Raw genomic sequence first — 16,920 nt, forward strand, 5'->3', positions numbered from 1 at the left:
CACGGGCATTGTGAAATTATTCACCGTCGAGTGAAACGTCAGGACGCCATTGGCGGAACTGCTCCAGCGGCATAGGACGGCTAATCCAGTAGCCCTGCAGGTAGTTAACACCGTGTTCACGCAGCCAGGCGGCCTGTTCCGGTGTTTCTACGCCTTCGGCAACGGTCAACATATCCAGTCGTCTTGCCAGCGTCAGGACGGCATCCAGCACCGGCGACGTTACGGTCTCGGTGCCGATCGCATTCACGAAACCACGGTCGATTTTGAGGTAGTCCATGGTGAAATGCTCAAGATAGATCAGCGCGCTGTGGCCGGTGCCAAAGTCATCAATGGCTATCTCAAAGCCTTCGTTGTGCAGCCATTCGAAGAGGCTGTTGGCTTCGCGATGGTTAAGCATGTCGCGCTCGGTAATTTCCAGCACGATCTGGAAGTAATCCGGCGGCAGTAACGCTTTGAAGATGCGCATGTCGTCTTTGAAGCTTTCCGCATGCAGATGCCCCGGCGCAATGTTGATGCCCACCTTTGCGCCCGGAGGGAGCAGCGTTTGTAACACGGGGGCATCGCGAATAATAAGATCAAAGAGATGCAGCGTCAGCGGGACAATCAGCTTCTGCGCTTCGGCAAAATTGATAAACGCGTCCGGCGGAATTTCCCCCATGGTCGGGTGTTTCCAGCGCATCAGCACTTCAAGCCCGGTCATCCTGAGCGATTTGGCATCGACGACGGGCTGATAGACCACGTAAAACTGGCCGCGCTTAATGGCGCTTAAAATCTCTTTGCCAGGATTCAGCCGTATGCTGAGGATATAGTAGTTGAGCGATCCGGCACAAATGCCGCATACCAGCCCGAAGAACAGCGCGTAGAGAATTTCATCGCTGGTCCATGCGTCCGCATAAAGATTAATGGTCAGGGGGACGTCTTTCAGCGTCGCGGTGCGGGCCGGGATTTCACGTAAGTCGTGCGCCTTCACCAGCGTGCTGGACCGCGTTGACAACGCATGATCGCCAATAATGATGGCGATACCCGCGAATTCATCCTGGCGTGCGGTATAAAGCAGGTAAGGCGTCAGATTAAGATTCACCGAGGTAAACACGCCACCGTCTTTTACTAACGGGTTACGGTACCAGATGGCAATCGCGGGCTTATTGGGCAACATCGGGGTACCTGGAAGCAATGCCATATCGATCTGCTTATCAATGTGCAGCTCGGGTACCAGCCCCTCCATCGGGGTATTCATCGGGCCCGTGGCAGAAGAGCAGAACGCCATTTTGTCTCTGACCAGCAGGAATGCGCGAACGTTAATGCTAAAGGCGGCGCGCGAGGTGAGTTCCTGATTGACGTCATGGCAACTGTTCAGCGTGAGCGGCTGGAGGGCATCGATGGCGCTTTTTAACTCATCGAAATAGCTTTCCATGTAGATGCTGACGTCGTGAATCAGGGTGTCGAATTTGACTTCGCGCTTGTGGTAGCTCCAGAAAAATTGCAGCGAACCCAGGAGCAGGGCGGCAATAAGGCCTGTGATAATGCTGAGGATCAGTATCTTGCGATTACTGGAGAAGTAGCGGGTGAACATAGACGTCGTGATTCCTGAAATGCCGCTGGATGTATTCAGTGTAATGGGCAAAAAAAAACACTGCCGAAGCAGTGCTTTTTTTCATCATATCGTCAGCCAAGGGATAACCAACGATACAATTATCATATTAACTGCGGGTCAATACGCGGCGCGCTTCGTTATAGCGCTTCTTCCAGTACGGCTCGTTCATGCTGGAAATGGTCACACCGCTGCTGGTGGAGGCATGTACAAACTGGTCGTTACCAATATAGATGCCAACATGTCGACCCGTGGAACCTGCACGGAACAGAACTAAGTCACCGGTGCGAAGTTTAGTGCGCGAAATCGACTTGCCCATTTCCTGCTGTTCATAGGTTGAACGCGGAAGATCTAACCCAAACTGCTCGCGGAACGTACGCTGTACAAAACCGGAACAATCAATACCTGTTTTTGTGCTGCCGCCAAGACGATAGCGCACGCCTTTCCAGCTAGCATACTGGTCCATAATGCGGGACTTCACGTCCAGATTACGTACCATATTTTCAAATTCATCCTGAGAGGCTTGCAGTGACGAGGAATCTTCCATTCCCACAACACGCGTCTCAGGATGCATATTCTTTGCGGTGTTCGATGTACTACATGCAGACAACAGTACCGCGACTGCTATCGCCGGGATCCCCCGTAAGATATATCTCAGAAACGGTTGAGATTTGACCATTTTGTTTATTATCCCTTGAAGTCCTTAACGACAAATATCGTTATAAAAATGCCAAACGTGACGAGACTAATTATCTGTTCACATTGAGACAATTCTTTCTGGTCACATTTGTGGCACAGCGCACAAAATTATTCACCAGCGAAATAATTATCTCTATGGGGCAAAACGAGTTCGAGATTAACCGATTGCCAGGGGTATTGCGAGTAAAAAAAGCCTTTTTTTTATAAGAAAATGTGATACAGAAAGTAAAAATCCGTAATTGCTTAAATTACCGTCAGATCCGACGCCTAATCGCGCAATTGCTTCATTTTTATCATGAATATGATGACGAGAATATGACAGTGGGGAAAGATCGCGCTGGGAGCAGCATCAGGGATCATGTCGATCCCTGATAGTTAGCGGTAATTTGAGTGAGTTATTTGTTTAATTATTGTTGCGCTTTGCCGGGAAGATAGCGATCGAACAACGCTATTATCCTGTCGCTCAGCGGGGTCAACAGACACCACGGCAGCGCAATCAGCGCAACGGAGAGCGAACCGACGGCAATATCGGTGAACCAGTGGGCGCCAATCATTACGCGCGGGAAGGCAAAAACCACAAAAATAATCAGGGCTATGGCAAAGGCTTTTCTGCCGAAATAGCGAAGCATAATTGCGGAAAAAATAAGCAGCATCATCCCGTGATCGCCGGGGAAACTGTCCTTCGACGCATCTTTTGTTGGAATATGCAGCAGCTCGCTGACGCGATAAATATCGGTGAAGAATAGCGTTGGGCTTGAACGCTTCACCGGAATAATCGCGGTGGCCAGCTGGTTAATTAACACAGCAAACAGCAGCATCACCAGACCGATAATCAGGATACGCCGACGTCCGGCTTTATCCTCTTTCAGCCAGAAAGAGAGCATCAGGCAGCCCATGGCCAGCAGGGAGAAGCCGTCAAAGGCGCGGTTGTTGGTAATTGCCACCAGCCACAGGAACGCGTTGCTCTTCACCAGCTCCTGGTTGAAGAAGTGAAAAATGGCAGAATCCAGCGGGAACCAGAAACCATGATCCGCCGGGATATACCAGGAGAAGAAAAGCGCCAGGCCGGCGACATTAAGCAGTAATATCAGGGGAAATCGAGTTGTCATAACGTTCTGCATAGAGTGAAAACTGGGGCAACGTTAGCCGCCCGAACTTAAACGAATCCTCAACAGGCTGGACTGCAGGGCATTCCAGTCGGCGTTAACCGCACTAATTAACTCTATACGGCTGTCAGGCGGCGCCACATTTTGCGTTTCAATAAAGAAATCGTCGCCCTGGCGATTGATTCGCACCAGGCCGTCCGGCGTGCGCATAATCCCTTTCACGCGATCGACGGGCGCAAGTCTGGCCCACTCCAGAATCCCGATGGTGTCGAAAACGGTGTCAGCATCAAAAATCCATCCACAGGCCTGATATCCCTGGCCGCTGTTCAGATTACGACGCCAGCGCTGGTGCTCCGGCAGGCTCAGTGCGCCCAGGCCCTGCTTAACCGGATGACTGTGCGCGTGATCCGCGCTGGCAGGCAGCTCGGTGAGGTTCAGACGAGGCAGGTCAAGCAGGGCGCCGTCAATTTTCCCCTGTGTGGCTTGCACTCGCGTGCGGTTGCCGCCGAAATGCTGCCACCACGCGTCCAGCACGGCCTGGCTTTCCGCCGTGGCGCGATCTTCTTTATTGGCGACGATAACGTCTGCCGAGGCGAGCTGATCGCGGAAGTTCTCATTGGCTACCGCTTTTTCATCCAGTAGCTGACGAGGATCGAGCAGGCACAGGGTGGCGCGCAGATCGATCCACGGCTCGTAAACCGGGGCGGTCAGTAAATCGAGGATCTGCTTCGGGTGACCGAGCCCGGTGGGTTCAATAAGCAGGCGGTCGGGTTTGCCCTGACGCAGCAGGGTATTGAGCCCCACCTGCATCGGCAGGCCATTGACGCAGCACATGCATCCGCCGGGGATCTCTTTAATCATCGCGCCGCTGGATGACAGCAATGCACCATCAATGCCCACCTCGCCAAATTCATTGACCAGCACGGCCCATTTTTCGGCCGGATCTTTATTCGCCAGCAGGTGAAGAATGGAGGTGGTTTTACCGCTGCCGAGAAAACCGGTGATGAGGTTGGTTTTGGTCACGTGTGCTCCGCAAGAGAATTGTGATGCTATAACACTATTCTCTTATCCTGGCGAAAAATGTGCCCAATGAGAAGGGGAAGGGCGAACGGAGGCCGCATCCGTTCGCGTTAAGCGCAATAATCGCTAAATATTTAACGTTTCAATAACAGCCTGACGCGCGCCGTGGCGGGCAATGCGCTGATATGCCTGGCTGACAGCCTCAACAAACGTGCCGTTTTGCGCGAGATCGTGTCCAAAGACCTCGTTCAGCCCCAGTATAGCGTTAACGCGCCCGGCGTCGCTGCTGGCGTCAACAATCGCGCGGATTTTTTCGCTGAGGGGATCGCGAACGTCAATCGCGTTGCCACGCTCGTCGGTACCGCTGACGTAGCGTATCCACCCGGCCACGCCCAGGGCCAGCAGCGGCCACGGCGTTTTTCGCTCAAGATGGACGCGGATCCCATCCAGCATTCTCTGGGGCAGCTTCTGGCTGCCGTCCATCGCGATTTGCCACGTGCGATGCTGAAGTGCCGGGTTGGCAAAGCGCTCAAGCAGGCTGTCAGCGTATGCGGTGAGGTCGACATCCTTAATACGTAATGTGGGAGCCTGTTCGTTCAGCATGAGGCGCCGGGCGGCTTCGCGGAAGGCTGCGTCTTCCATACATTCATTAATATGCGCGTAGCCGGCGAGATACCCCAGATACGCCAGGAAAGAGTGGCTGCCGTTGAGCATGCGTAACTTCATCTGCTCCCACGGCAGAACGTCCTGCACCATCTGGACGCCCGCAGCTTCCCACGCCGGACGGCCGGCGACAAAATTATCTTCCACTACCCACTGAATAAACGGTTCGCAACTGATGGCGCACGGATCTTCAACGCCGAGCGCGTCGGTGATTTCCGCCAGCGAGGCTTCGGTCGCGGCGGGCACAATCCTGTCGACCATCGTTCCCGGGAAACTCACGTGGGTATCAATCCATTCTGACAGCGCCGCGGAACGCTTTTGCGCCATGCCCAGCACCGCGTTTTTCACCACGTGACCGTTGTCGGGGATATTGTCGCAGGACAACACGGTAAAAGCGGGCAGGCCGCGCTCGCGGCGGCGGTGGAGCGCTTCGACCAGGATCCCTGGGGCGGAATGCGGCTCTGAGGGGTTTTCAAGATCGTGGGCGATCCGGGCGTTGTGCAGATCCAGCTTACCGGTCGCGGGATCGATGCAGTAGCCTTTCTCCGTGATGGTGAGCGACACAATCGCCACCTGAGGCTCACAAAATTTCTCAATAATCGCCGGCAGAGAGTCCAGCTTTGCGTTCAGGCATTCGTGGACGGCACCGACGATAATCGGCTGATTGCCGTCTGCGCCTTTCTCCAGCACGGTAAACAGATGATCCTGCGCGCGCAGCTGGCCCATCAGCACGTCGCCGCTGAAAAGGCTAATCTCACAAATCCCCCAGTCGCCGCCTTTTTCATTCAGCACCCGGTTTGTTAACAAAGCCTGGTGCGCGCGGTGAAAGGCACCAAAGCCAAAATGGACGATGCGGGAGCGTAATTGCGCGCGATCGTAGCGAGGTTGCTGAACGTGGGCAGGAAGCGAGGTGGAGGCAATTGTCTTCATGAAATACACACCTGATTAACCATTAATTAACAATGCCAGTGTAAAGTTATATGACAGCAAATAAAATTGGTGAGCCGTAAATATCCCCGTTCTGTGAGTTTGATCAATCAATGTGTGGCGGTATGTTGACCCTTAGCGGCAAACATGTATGGTAGTCGTCATTGCAGTAACGTATATTGGTATAACAACTTAAGAGGGTGAGGCAATGGAACAAACCTGGCGTTGGTACGGGCCGAACGATCCGGTTTCTCTTGATGATGTGCGTCAGGCTGGCGCAACGGGTGTCGTCACGGCGCTGCATCATATTCCTAACGGTCAGGTATGGCCGATTGAGGAAATTCAACAGCGTCAGGCGCTGCTGGCGGAGAAGGGAATAACCTGGTCTGTGGTGGAAAGCATTCCGGTTCATGAAGAGATCAAAACCCATTCCGGTGAGTACCAGACGTGGATTGCTAACTATCAGCAGAGCATTCGCAACCTGGCAGCCTGCGGCATTGATACGGTCTGCTATAACTTCATGCCCATTCTGGACTGGACGCGGACCGACCTTGAGTATCAGATGCCGGACGGTTCAAAAGCGCTGCGTTTCGATCAGATTGCCTTTGCGGCATTCGAACTGCACATTCTGAAACGCCCTGGCGCCGAAGCGGATTACACCGCAGAAGAGCAGCAGCAGGCGCGTGAGTGGTTTAACGCCGCCAGCGAAGCAGACATCGAAAAGCTGACCCGTAATATTATTGCTGGCCTGCCGGGTGCTGAAGAGGGGTATACGCTGGATCAGTTCCGCGCGCGTCTGGCGGAATACGGCGATATTGATAAGCACCAGCTGCGTGAAAATATGGCGTATTTCCTGCGCGCTATCGTGCCGGTCGCTGAAGAGGCGGGTGTACGCCTCGCCGTGCACCCGGACGATCCTCCGCGTCCTATCCTTGGCCTGCCGCGTATCGTTTCCACCCTGGAAGATATGCAGTGGCTGAAAGAGACGGTAAACAGCATCTATAACGGCTTTACCATGTGTACCGGCTCCTACGGCGTGCGCGCGGATAACGATCTGGTACGGATGATTGAAACCTTCGGCGATCGTATCCACTTTACGCATCTGCGTGCGACCTGTCGTGAAGCGAACCCGAAAACCTTCCACGAGGCGGCGCACCTTGGCGGCGATGTGAATATGGTTGCGGTGGTGGATGCTATTCTGGCGGAAGAGGCGCGTCGCAAGCAGGCTGGCGATGTGCGTCCTATCCCGTTCCGTCCGGATCACGGACACCAGATGCTGGACGATCTGCGTAAGAAGACCAACCCGGGCTATTCGGCGATTGGCCGGCTTAAGGGAATGGCGGAAGTGCGCGGCGTTGAGCTGGCGCTGAAGATGACGAAGTATCCGGAGCTTCTGTAAGCTCTGTTTCCCGGTGGCGCTACGCTTACCGGGCCTACAAAAAAACCGGCCTGAGTGCCGGTTTTTGTATTTTTGTAGGTCGGGTAAGGCGAAGCCGCCACCCTACAAATGCCGCAATCAGTCAGCGCGACCCATATAGCGTTTTTCTTCGATATGGATGCGGATTTTCTCGCCAGCGGAGAGGTATTCCGGTACCTGCACAACCAGGCCGGTCGTCAGGGTTGCCGGTTTGTTGCGCGCGCTGGCGGACGCGCCTTTGATGCCTGGCGCGGTTTCAACGATTTCCAGATCGACGGTCTGAGGCAGTTCCAGGGCCAGCAGCACGCCGTCCCAGGTCAGGACCTGCATGTCAGGCATACCGCCTTCAGGGATGAACAGCAGCTCTTCTTCGATCTGATCTTTGGTGAAGATGTACGGGGTGTAATCTTCTTTATCCATGAACACGTATTCGTTGCCGTCAATGTAGGAGAAATCGACATAGCGGCGGGTCAGGGTCACGGTATCGACGATATCGTCACCTTTAAAGCGCTCTTCCACTTTCAGGCCGGTACGCACATCGGCGAAACGCATTTTGTACAGCGTTGCTGCACCACGGGCGCTCGGGGCCTGAATGTCGATATCTTTCACAATCAGCAGTTTGCCGTTGTAATTCAGCACCATACCTTTCTTAATTTCGTTCGCTCTTGGCATTGCAGTAATCCTGTTTACGGGAGGTAAAAAATATCGCGCCAAATTACTCGCGCGCGGCCTTTCAGGCAAGAGGAATTCGCGGCTTTTGCTATCAATACGCAAAAGGTGTTACTGTGCGCGCGATGCCCGACTGCGCGGGCGTCCGTCAGCGAAAGAGAGCATTTATGGATTGCCGTCCAGACTGTGGCGCGTGCTGTACTGCACCGTCCATTTCAAGTCCCATTCCAGGAATGCCCGAGGGCAAGCCTGCCAATACCCGCTGCGTTCAGCTCTCGGAAACGAATCTGTGCATGATCTTTGGCTCGCCTTTGCGCCCGAAGGTCTGCTCCGGGCTTCAGCCCACTGCCGAAATGTGCGGCAGCACGCGAGGGCAGGCGATGACGTACCTTCTTGAGCTGGAAGCGCTCACCGCGCCCTAAACGTCTTTAATCCGCGTCAGACAGCCAATCGTCAGCGTACACATCACCAGCGCAATCCAGAACACCGTGTGATAGTTCCAGATTTCAGCCACCACGCCGGCCATTGAGCCGGCGATAATCCAGCCCACGCGGGTGGTATTAGTATAAAGGGTGGTGGCAGAGCCTGCCTGACCCGGCATCAGATCCTGGAAGTAGAGCATGCCTATCCCGGCGAGAATGCCGATATAGATGGCGTTCAGCAGCTGTAAAGCCAGCAGCAGCCCCGGCGTATGAACCGTCAACATACCGATATAGAACAGCAGACCCGCGACGGCGGCGATGCGCATTAAAAAACGCTTCCCGAAACGCTTTGCGTAATAGCCTGCGATGAGCATGGTCGGGATCTCCAGCCCGGCGGCGGTGCCCATCATAATGCCCGCCAGCTTCTCCGACAGGTGCAGTTCATCAATAATAAACAGCGGCATATTGATGATATACAGGCTGTTGGTACCCCACATCAACGTGCAGACAACAAACAGGAGCAGGGCATCGCGGCGGTTGCGGCGCGGCGCTTCCAGCACGCCCGTTGCCACTTTCGGCTCTTTGCGCATGGACGGCAGAAAGAACCACACCAGCGCCCCGCACGCTACAAACGCGACGGCCGCGCTCAGGTACATCACCGTAAAGCCAAACCCCATCGCCAGCGCGTAAGCCAGCGGCGGGCCAATTACCCACGCCAGCGACACCTGAGCACGCAGAACGGAGCTGAACATCACCGCTTCACGCCCGGTATGGTCGGCGTGTTCGCGGGCAAGGGCGAACATCTGCGGGTTCGCCGTCGAGCCAAAGCTGCTCAGGAACACCCCGACGAAGAGCAAAATGAAATAATTGCGGTTCCAGGCAAACAGAACGCAGGCCAATACCCCCAGCAGGCAGCAGAAAACGATCAGGCTTTTACGATCGCCTTTTCTGTCGGATCGCCCCGCCAGAAACTGACTGACCAGGATGCCGATGATGGCGCTGCCGGTAAAAAAGAAGCCGACCATTGCCGGGCGGGCGTGAACCTCATTCGTCAGAAATAAACTCAGCGTCGGCGTCTGTAACGCACCGGCAATGCCCGTGAAGAAGGCAACAACCAGGAATGCCGCTGAGGTCAAATCAAAGGGCTTCGGCGAGGCGGCCGCAGGGGTGTTATGCATGTTTTATAATTAGCGAGTAGCAGAGAGGAGGCGGAGTTTACGCCGTCAGCTAAAAAATAAACAGTGGGTGCGGTCAATGATGCCACGAAAAATCAAAATGGCATTTCAACTTATAAACAGGCTGGCTGACCTTAGCTGAAACTGACTTGCTGAACTTCAGCTGAACGAAGAAGAAATGTGCTGTATCTCTAAATTCTGACATCAGAAAGACGAGTTTACTTGCAAGGCTTTGCAGAAAGCGCAAGACTTTTTGAAACGTTTCAGCGCTATCTTGTTTAAACAAACGGAGCAGGCTAGCGCATTTTTTCTCATTAAAGCTGAAACGATTCAAGTTCAGCAGGAGTGGAGAACCATGTTCCAGTTATCTGTTCAGGATATCCACCCGGGCGCTCAGGCCGGGGATAAAGAAGAGGCTATTCGCCAGGTTGCCGCCGCGCTTGTGCAGGCGGGCAACGTCGCGGACGGCTATGTAAACGGCATGCTGGCGCGTGAGCAGCAGACCTCAACCTTCCTCGGCAATGGCATTGCCATTCCGCACGGCACAACCGACACCCGCGATCAGGTGCTGAAAACCGGCGTTCAGGTTTATCAGTTCCCGCAGGGCGTGCTCTGGGGTGACGGTCAGGTGGCTTACGTGGCTATCGGTATCGCGGCCAGCAGCGACGAACACTTAGGCCTGCTGCGTCAGCTGACGCATGTCCTGAGCGATGACGCGGTAGCTGAACAGCTTAAGTCTGCCACGACGGCGGAAGAGCTGCGCGCCTTGCTGATGGGCGAAAAACAGAGTGAAGCGCTGAAACTGGATAACGAAACGCTGACGCTGGACGTGGCTGCCTCCGATCTGGTGACGCTGCAGGCGCTGAACGCAGGTCGGCTGAAAGAAGCCGGCGCGGCAGACGCCACCTTTGTCACCCGCGCGATCAACGATAAGCCGTTGAATCTGGGTCAGGGCATCTGGCTGAACGACAGTGCTGAAGGCAACCTGCGCAGTGCTATCGCCGTGAGCCGTGCGGCCAATGCGTTTGACGTCGAAGGCGAACGCGCAGCCATGCTGGTGACCGTGGCGATGAACGACGATCAGCCGGTTTCCGTGCTGAAGCGTCTGGGCGACCTGCTGCTGAACAACAAAGCTGAAAAACTGCTGAACGCTGATGCCTCTACCGTGCTGGCACTGCTGACCAGTGATGATGCGCTGACGGATGACGTGCAGTCGGCGGAGTTCGTTGTGCGCAACGAACACGGCCTGCATGCCCGTCCTGGCACCATGCTGGTGAATACCATTAAACAATTCGAGAGTGAGATCACCGTGGCGAATCTTGATGGCACGGGCAAACCGGCCAACGGCCGTAGTCTGATGAAAGTTGTCGCGCTGGGCGTGAAGAAAGGCCACCGACTGCGTTTCACCGCGCAGGGTGCGGATGCTGAACAGGCGCTGAAAGCGATTGGCGACGCCATCGCGGCGGGTCTGGGGGAGGGCGCATAATGAGCAGACGTGTTGCGACTATTACGCTGAACCCGGCTTATGACCTGGTGGGATTTTGCCCTGAAATTGAGCGCGGCGAAGTCAACCTCGTGCGTACCACTGGCCTGCATGCTGCGGGTAAAGGGATCAACGTCGCGAAAGTGCTCAAGGATCTCGGTATCGACGTCACCGTGGGCGGATTCCTCGGTAAAGATAACCAGGATGGCTTCCAGCAGCTGTTCAGCGAGCTGGGCATTGCCAACCGTTTTCAGGTTGTGCAGGGCCGTACCCGTATCAACGTTAAGCTGACCGAGAAAGACGGTGAAGTGACCGATCTCAACTTCTCTGGCTTCGAAGTGACGCCGTCAGACTGGGAACGTTTTGTTAACGACTCGCTCACCTGGCTTGGCCAGTTTGACATGGTCTGCGTCAGCGGCAGCCTGCCGTCCGGCGTGAGCCCGGAAGCGTTTACCGACTGGATGACGCGCCTGCGCAGCCAGTGCCCGTGTATTATTTTCGACAGCAGCCGCGACGCGCTGGTTGCGGGTCTGAAAGCCTCACCGTGGCTGGTGAAGCCGAATCGCCGCGAGCTGGAGATCTGGGCGGGCCGTAAGCTGCCAGAATTAAAAGATGTGATTGACGCTGCCCATGCGCTGCGCGAGCAGGGTATCGCTCACGTGGTTATCTCGCTTGGCGCAGAAGGCGCGTTGTGGGTTAACGCGTCTGGCGAATGGATCGCCAAACCGCCGTCGGTTGACGTTGTCAGCACCGTTGGCGCAGGGGATTCCATGGTTGGCGGCCTGATTTACGGTCTGCTGATGCGTGAATCCAGTGAACATACTTTACGTCTTGCCACCGCCGTTGCTGCCCTGGCCGTAAGCCAGAGCAATGTCGGTATTACCGATCGTACCCAGTTAGCCGCGATGATGGCGCGCGTTGACTTAAAACCTTTTAACTAACAGCAGGAGAGGAATAATGAAAACGCTGCTGATCATTGACTCCGGTCTCGGACAGGCTCGCGCCTATATGGCGAAGACCTTGCTGGGCGCGGCGGCACAAAAAGCACATCTGGATATTATCGATAATCCAGGCGATGCAGAACTGGCCATTGTACTGGGCGATAAAATCCCGGCTGACAGTGCGCTGAACGGCAAAAAAGTGTGGCTGGGCGATATTAATCGCGCGGTGGCACACCCGGAACTGTTCCTGAGCGAAGCGAAAGGCCACGCTTCCGTCTACAGCGCACCTGTCGCGACGGCGCCGGCTGCGGCCGCAGGTCCGAAACGCATTGTGGCGGTGACGGCCTGCCCGACCGGCGTGGCTCACACCTTTATGGCGGCTGAGGCCATTGAAACCGAAGCGAAAAAACGCGGCTGGTGGGTAAAAGTTGAAACCCGCGGCTCGGTTGGCGCCGGCAACGCCATCACCCCTGAAGAAGTGGCGGAAGCCGATCTGGTGATCGTGGCGGCGGATATCGAAGTGGATCTGGCGAAATTTGCCGGTAAGCCTATGTACCGTACCTCTACCGGCCTGGCGCTGAAAAAAACCGCTCAGGAGTTTGATAAGGCGCTGGTGGAAGCGAAGCCGTATCAGGCAACCGGCGCGCGTCAAACCGCAACGGAAGGTAAGAAAGAGTCTGCAGGCGCCTATCGCCATCTCCTGACCGGCGTGTCTTACATGCTGCCGATGGTGGTTGCGGGTGGTCTGTGTATCGCTCTCTCGTTCGCATTTGGTATTACCGCGTTTAAAGAAGAAGGCACGCTGGCGGCTGCGTTGATGCAGATCGGCGGTGGATCCGCGTTCGCGCTGATGGTCCCTGTTCTGGCAGGCTTTATTGCCTTCTCCATCGCTGACCGTCCTGGCCTGACGCCGGGTCTTATCGGCGGTATGCTGGCAGTAAGCACCGGTTCCGGCTTTATCGGCGGTATCATCGCCGGCTTCCTGGCCGGTTACGTCGCGAAGCTCATTAGCGCGAAGCTGAAGTTGCCGCAGAGTATGGAAGCCCTGAAGCCGATTCTGATCATCCCGCTGATTTCCAGCCTGGTGGTCGGCCTGGCGATGATTTACCTGATTGGTAAACCTGTTGCGGGCATCCTGGCGGGTCTGACCCACTGGCTGCAAACTATGGGCACCGCGAACGCGGTTCTGCTGGGTGCTATCCTCGGTGGCATGATGTGTACCGATATGGGTGGTCCGGTGAACAAAGCGGCGTACGCCTTTGGCGTTGGCCTGCTGAGTACCCAGACCTACGCGCCGATGGCAGCCATCATGGCAGCCGGTATGGTGCCTCCGCTGGCGCTCGGTCTGGCGACGATTATTGCCCGCCGTAAGTTCGATAAAGCGCAGCAGGAAGGCGGTAAGGCCGCGCTGGTGCTGGGTCTGTGCTTCATCACCGAAGGGGCGATTCCGTTCGCGGCCCGTGACCCAATGCGCGTCCTGCCGTGCTGTATCGTGGGTGGGGCAGTGACGGGGGCTATCTCCATGGCGGTTGGCGCGAAACTGATGGCACCGCACGGCGGTCTGTTTGTTCTGCTGATCCCTGGCGCTATCACCCCGGTTCTGGGCTACCTGCTGGCAATCGTTGCCGGTACGCTGGTGGCGGGTCTCTCTTACGCAGTGCTGAAACGTCCGGAAGCGGAAGTCGTGGCAAAAGCAGCGTAAGCAATAAACAACAAAAAAGCCGGGTTGCATTATGCACCCGGCTTTTTTTTATGCCGCCTGTTCAGCGGTTTGCTGCGCCTTGAGCCAGGCAATCTCTTCTGCCCAGATATCCGGATTGATGGTTTCAAGCACCATCGGAATACCGTCGAAGCGGGCGTCCTGCATGATAAAGCGGAACGCGTCATGGCCGATGTTGCCTTCGCCCAGGCTGTGGTGGCGGTCAACGCGGCTGCCAAAGGCGCTTTTCGCATCGTTTAGGTGCATTCCGCGCAGGTACTTAAAGCCCACGATGCGCTCAAACTCATCAAACGTGTTTTTCGTTGCCTCGGTCGTGCGCAGGTCATAGCCGGCCGCAAAGGCGTGGCAGGTATCAATGCACACGCCGACGCGGGATTTATCTTCCACGCCGTCAATAATGGCCGCCAGATGTTCGAACTTAAAGCCGAGGTTGCTGCCCTGACCGGCGGTATTCTCAATCACCGCGGTGACGCCCTGGGTTTTATCCAGGGTGATGTTGATGGACTCGGCAATGCGCGCCAGGCAGGCATCTTCATCGATTTGCATCAGGTGGCTACCCGGATGGAAGTTCAGCAGCGTCAGCCCCAGCTGTTCGCAGCGCTGGACTTCATCCAGAAACGCTTCGCGGGACTTATCCAGCGCTTCCTGAACCGGATGCCCGAGGTTGATTAGGTAGCTGTCGTGGGGGAGGATCTGGCCCGGCCCGTAGCGGTATTTCTCACAGGCGGCTTTGAAGTCATCAATCACTTCAGAGGTCAGCGGCGCGGCGCGCCACTGGCGCTGGTTTTTGGTGAACAGGGCGAAAGCGGTCGCCTCAATTTCGGCGGCGCGAATGGCGGCATTCGCAAGGCCACCTGCAGCGCTAACGTGCGCTCCAACATATTTCATAAAAAACTCCTGCTAACCCGAAACGCTTATGATAGCGGGTTAGCAGGAGAAGGACGAGATGGTTTATGCCATCAGGGTGTGCACGGCGAGGTTAATGGCACCACCGCCGACAATCAGCCAGATGAAGAGCACCAGCGCCATCAGCAGCGGTTTCGCACCAGCTTTTTTCAGCGCGCTGACGTGCGTGGTCACCCCCAGCGCCGCCATGGCCATCGCCAGCAGCACCGTATCCAGCGTCACCAGCATATCGACAACGGCTTTCGGCAGCAGGTGGAAGGAGTTGAAAATCGCCACCACGATAAACAGGATCGCAAACCACGGAATGGTGATTTTGCTTTTCTCGCTGCCGCCCGCCGGAGCCAGCTGTTTAACCCGCGCGGCCAGGAAAATCAGGAACGGCGCCAGCATCATTACGCGCAGCATTTTGGCAATCACCGCCGCGTTTTCGGCTTCCGGGTTAATGGCGTGTCCTGCGGCAACCACCTGGGCCACTTCGTGCATGGTTGAGCCAATATAAATGCCGTACGTTTCCGGGCTAAACCAGTGGGCAACCAGCGGATACATCGCCGGGTAGAGGAAAATTGCCAGCGTACCGAAGATCACCACCGTCGCCACCGCCACCGTCACCTTGCTGGCTTCGGCTTTAACGACGGGTTCCGTTGCCAGCACCGCCGCGGCCCCGCAAATACTGCTCCCGGCACCGATCAGCCAGCTGGTATGCTTATCCAGGCCAAAGACTTTCTGACCGATAAAGCAGGCCAGTAAAAAGGTGCTGGTGAGGGTCAGGACGTCGATAGCGATCCCGCTCACGCCCACGTCCGCAATCTGCGAAAAGGTGAGACGGAAGCCGTAAAGGATGATCCCGAGACGCAGCAGGTGCTGTTTGGCAAAGATCACGCCGCCGTCGCAGGATTTCCAGATATGCGGGTAAACGGTATTTCCCACGACCATGCCGAGCAATATTGCCAGGGTTAACGCGCTAAAGCCTGCCCCCGCGATGGCCGGAATACTACCGCCCCATAGCGCCACGCCGGTAACCGCTGCGCTGAGCGCAAGACCCGGCACGAAGTGCCACACTGTACGATGATGTTGTAAGGTGATTTCTGACATAACCTTCTCCTTTGTCTGGCTAAAGGTTACGGCGCTCTGGCTTAAAAATAAAATTGATTATATACTTATAATCAATCTATATAAGTGGTAAGCAACCATGCACATTACATTGCGTCAGCTGGAAGTGTTTGCCGAGGTGCTGAAAAGCGGTTCGACGACCCAGGCGTCACAAATGCTGGCGCTCTCGCAGTCTGCGGTCAGCGCGGCGTTGACCGATCTTGAAGGGCAACTGGGCGTTCAGCTTTTCGACAGGGTAGGGAAGCGTCTGGTGGTCAACGAACATGGCCGTCTGCTCTATCCGCGCGCGCTGGCGCTGCTCGAGCAGGCTATCGAAATCGAACAGCTGTTCCGCGAGGATAACGGTGCAATTCGCGTTTACGCCAGCAGCACCATCGGGAATTACATTCTGCCGGAAGTGATTGCCCGCTACCGCCGGGATTTCCCGACCCTGCCGCTGGAGATGAGCGTGGGCAATAGCCAGGACGTCATCAACGCGGTGATCGATTTCCGCGTGGATATCGGCCTCATCGAAGGACCCTGCCATAACGTCGACATCATTGCCGAGCCCTGGCTGGAGGATGAGCTGGTGGTGTTTGCTTCCCCGGCCTCATCTTTACTGCAGGGGGAAGTGACGCTGGAACGCCTCGCGCAGGCGCAGTGGATCCTGCGCGAGCAGGGCTCCGGCACGCGTGAAATTGTCGATTATCTGCTGCTTTCCCATCTGCCGCATTTCCAGCTGGGGATGGAGCTGGGCAATTCAGAGGCCATCAAGCACGCGGTGCGCCACGGGCTGGGCATCAGCTGTCTTTCCCGGCGCGTCATTGCTGAACAGCTTGAGACGGGCTCGCTGGTGGAAATTCCCGTTCCGCTCCCAAAACTGGTACGCACCCTGTGGTGCATCCATCATCGTCAGAAACACCTTTCCAGTTCGCTGCAGCGTTTTCTGCGCTATTGCGAGATGTAATCTTCCCCTCTCCTCAAAGGGGAGAGGGGAAAGCCCCGATTTCTGCTTTACTTATAATCCTGGCCGAGTCATGAAGCTCTCTTATAACTGAGTATTTCTGCCGGAAGGAACGCGGATCGTCTGCT

The 16,920-nt window shown here is 55.9% G+C and carries 15 protein-coding genes; 6 read left to right on the forward strand and 9 right to left on the reverse strand.

Annotated elements, in window-relative coordinates; all coding sequences use genetic code 11:
* Nucleotides 1-16: 16 nt before the first annotated feature.
* The 5 genes from AC3WOK_RS08635 to AC3WOK_RS08655 form a co-directional block, all read right to left on the reverse strand.
* Complete coding sequence (locus AC3WOK_RS08635) at nt 17-1,573, reverse strand: cyclic di-GMP phosphodiesterase (RefSeq protein ID WP_492354332.1); 1,557 nt, start codon at nt 1,571-1,573, stop codon at nt 17-19.
* Nucleotides 1,574-1,700: 127 nt separating this feature from the next.
* Nucleotides 1,701-2,270, reverse strand: coding sequence for a bifunctional murein DD-endopeptidase/murein LD-carboxypeptidase (mepS, locus tag AC3WOK_RS08640; RefSeq protein ID WP_047346578.1), 570 nt, complete (start codon nt 2,268-2,270; stop codon nt 1,701-1,703).
* A gap of 427 nt (nt 2,271-2,697) precedes the next feature.
* On the reverse strand, nt 2,698-3,399 hold the full coding sequence (locus tag AC3WOK_RS08645; RefSeq protein WP_165602439.1) for a phosphatase PAP2 family protein: 702 nt from the start codon (nt 3,397-3,399) through the stop codon (nt 2,698-2,700).
* Between the two features lie 33 nt (nt 3,400-3,432).
* Nucleotides 3,433-4,419 (reverse strand): CobW family GTP-binding protein, encoded by a 987-nt coding sequence (locus AC3WOK_RS08650; protein ID WP_492354333.1) that lies wholly within the window; start codon nt 4,417-4,419, stop codon nt 3,433-3,435.
* 123 nt (nt 4,420-4,542) lie between these two features.
* A complete protein-coding gene (locus AC3WOK_RS08655; RefSeq protein WP_492354334.1) occupies nt 4,543-6,009 on the reverse strand; it encodes a mannitol dehydrogenase family protein in 1,467 nt (488 codons plus the stop codon).
* Between the two features lie 205 nt (nt 6,010-6,214).
* On the opposite strand from AC3WOK_RS08655, the gene uxuA reads away from it, so the two are divergent.
* On the forward strand, nt 6,215-7,405 hold the full coding sequence (gene uxuA / locus AC3WOK_RS08660) for a mannonate dehydratase (protein ID WP_492354335.1): 1,191 nt from the start codon (nt 6,215-6,217) through the stop codon (nt 7,403-7,405).
* 117 nt (nt 7,406-7,522) lie between these two features.
* Here the strand turns inward: uxuA and yeiP are convergent, their stop codons facing one another.
* Nucleotides 7,523-8,095 carry an elongation factor P-like protein YeiP gene (yeiP, locus tag AC3WOK_RS08665; protein WP_008500940.1) on the reverse strand — a complete coding sequence of 191 codons (573 nt, stop codon included), beginning with the start codon at nt 8,093-8,095 and terminating at the stop codon, nt 7,523-7,525.
* Between the two features lie 164 nt (nt 8,096-8,259).
* Between yeiP and AC3WOK_RS08670 the strand changes: the two genes are divergently transcribed.
* A complete protein-coding gene (locus AC3WOK_RS08670) occupies nt 8,260-8,514 on the forward strand; it encodes a YkgJ family cysteine cluster protein (protein WP_023312483.1) in 255 nt (84 codons plus the stop codon).
* Here the strand turns inward: AC3WOK_RS08670 and setB are convergent.
* Entirely contained in the window at nt 8,511-9,692 is a 1,182-nt protein-coding gene (gene setB, locus AC3WOK_RS08675) for a sugar efflux transporter SetB (RefSeq protein ID WP_047346573.1), read from the reverse strand. The two genes, AC3WOK_RS08670 and setB, sit on opposite strands and share 4 nt — an antisense overlap.
* A 352-nt stretch (nt 9,693-10,044) precedes the next feature.
* Between setB and fruB the strand changes: the two genes are divergently transcribed.
* From fruB to fruA, 3 genes are read left to right on the forward strand one after another with little or no spacing between them, the layout of a single operon-like run.
* The gene (gene fruB, locus AC3WOK_RS08680; RefSeq protein ID WP_063428865.1) at nt 10,045-11,175 is read left to right on the forward strand and encodes a fused PTS fructose transporter subunit IIA/HPr protein; all 1,131 of its coding nucleotides are present in this window, start codon (nt 10,045-10,047) and stop codon (nt 11,173-11,175) included.
* Nucleotides 11,175-12,113: a 1-phosphofructokinase gene (fruK, locus tag AC3WOK_RS08685; protein WP_014170919.1), complete on the forward strand. Its 939-nt coding sequence runs from the start codon at nt 11,175-11,177 to the stop codon at nt 12,111-12,113. The genes fruB and fruK overlap by 1 nt, the downstream gene beginning before the upstream one ends.
* A 16-nt stretch (nt 12,114-12,129) precedes the next feature.
* The gene (fruA, locus tag AC3WOK_RS08690; RefSeq protein WP_447855977.1) at nt 12,130-13,815 is read left to right on the forward strand and encodes a PTS fructose transporter subunit IIBC; all 1,686 of its coding nucleotides are present in this window, start codon (nt 12,130-12,132) and stop codon (nt 13,813-13,815) included.
* Between the two features lie 48 nt (nt 13,816-13,863).
* On the opposite strand, the gene nfo is transcribed toward fruA, so the two are convergent.
* Complete coding sequence (gene nfo / locus AC3WOK_RS08695) at nt 13,864-14,721, reverse strand: deoxyribonuclease IV (RefSeq protein ID WP_059311499.1); 858 nt, start codon at nt 14,719-14,721, stop codon at nt 13,864-13,866.
* A 63-nt stretch (nt 14,722-14,784) separates the two neighbouring features.
* Nucleotides 14,785-15,831: a YeiH family protein gene (locus tag AC3WOK_RS08700; protein ID WP_492354336.1), complete on the reverse strand. Its 1,047-nt coding sequence runs from the start codon at nt 15,829-15,831 to the stop codon at nt 14,785-14,787.
* 97 nt (nt 15,832-15,928) lie between these two features.
* Between AC3WOK_RS08700 and yieE the strand changes: the two genes are divergently transcribed.
* A complete protein-coding gene (yieE, locus tag AC3WOK_RS08705; RefSeq protein WP_024908171.1) occupies nt 15,929-16,795 on the forward strand; it encodes a DNA-binding transcriptional regulator YeiE in 867 nt (288 codons plus the stop codon).
* The last annotated feature ends 125 nt before the right edge of the window (nt 16,796-16,920 follow it).

Source organism: Enterobacter sp. FW301-JW81 (assembly GCF_058788735.1).

Bases quoted from the DNA above. Each gene is read 5' to 3' on its own strand.
- uxuA (WP_492354335.1), top strand. From the start codon at position 6,215: ATGGAACAAACCTGGCGTTGGTACGGGCCGAACGATCCGGTTTCTCTT.
- yieE (WP_024908171.1), top strand. From the start codon at position 15,929: ATGCACATTACATTGCGTCAGCTGGAAGTGTTTGCCGAGGTGCTGAAA.
- fruA (WP_447855977.1), top strand. From the start codon at position 12,130: ATGAAAACGCTGCTGATCATTGACTCCGGTCTCGGACAGGCTCGCGCC.
- AC3WOK_RS08700 (WP_492354336.1), bottom strand. From the start codon at position 15,831: ATGTCAGAAATCACCTTACAACATCATCGTACAGTGTGGCACTTCGTG.
- mepS (WP_047346578.1), bottom strand. From the start codon at position 2,270: ATGGTCAAATCTCAACCGTTTCTGAGATATATCTTACGGGGGATCCCG.
- AC3WOK_RS08655 (WP_492354334.1), bottom strand. From the start codon at position 6,009: ATGAAGACAATTGCCTCCACCTCGCTTCCTGCCCACGTTCAGCAACCT.
- setB (WP_047346573.1), bottom strand. From the start codon at position 9,692: ATGCATAACACCCCTGCGGCCGCCTCGCCGAAGCCCTTTGATTTGACC.
- AC3WOK_RS08645 (WP_165602439.1), bottom strand. From the start codon at position 3,399: ATGACAACTCGATTTCCCCTGATATTACTGCTTAATGTCGCCGGCCTG.
- fruB (WP_063428865.1), top strand. From the start codon at position 10,045: ATGTTCCAGTTATCTGTTCAGGATATCCACCCGGGCGCTCAGGCCGGG.
- nfo (WP_059311499.1), bottom strand. From the start codon at position 14,721: ATGAAATATGTTGGAGCGCACGTTAGCGCTGCAGGTGGCCTTGCGAAT.
- fruK (WP_014170919.1), top strand. From the start codon at position 11,175: ATGAGCAGACGTGTTGCGACTATTACGCTGAACCCGGCTTATGACCTG.
- yeiP (WP_008500940.1), bottom strand. From the start codon at position 8,095: ATGCCAAGAGCGAACGAAATTAAGAAAGGTATGGTGCTGAATTACAAC.
- AC3WOK_RS08635 (WP_492354332.1), bottom strand. From the start codon at position 1,573: ATGTTCACCCGCTACTTCTCCAGTAATCGCAAGATACTGATCCTCAGC.
- AC3WOK_RS08670 (WP_023312483.1), top strand. From the start codon at position 8,260: ATGGATTGCCGTCCAGACTGTGGCGCGTGCTGTACTGCACCGTCCATT.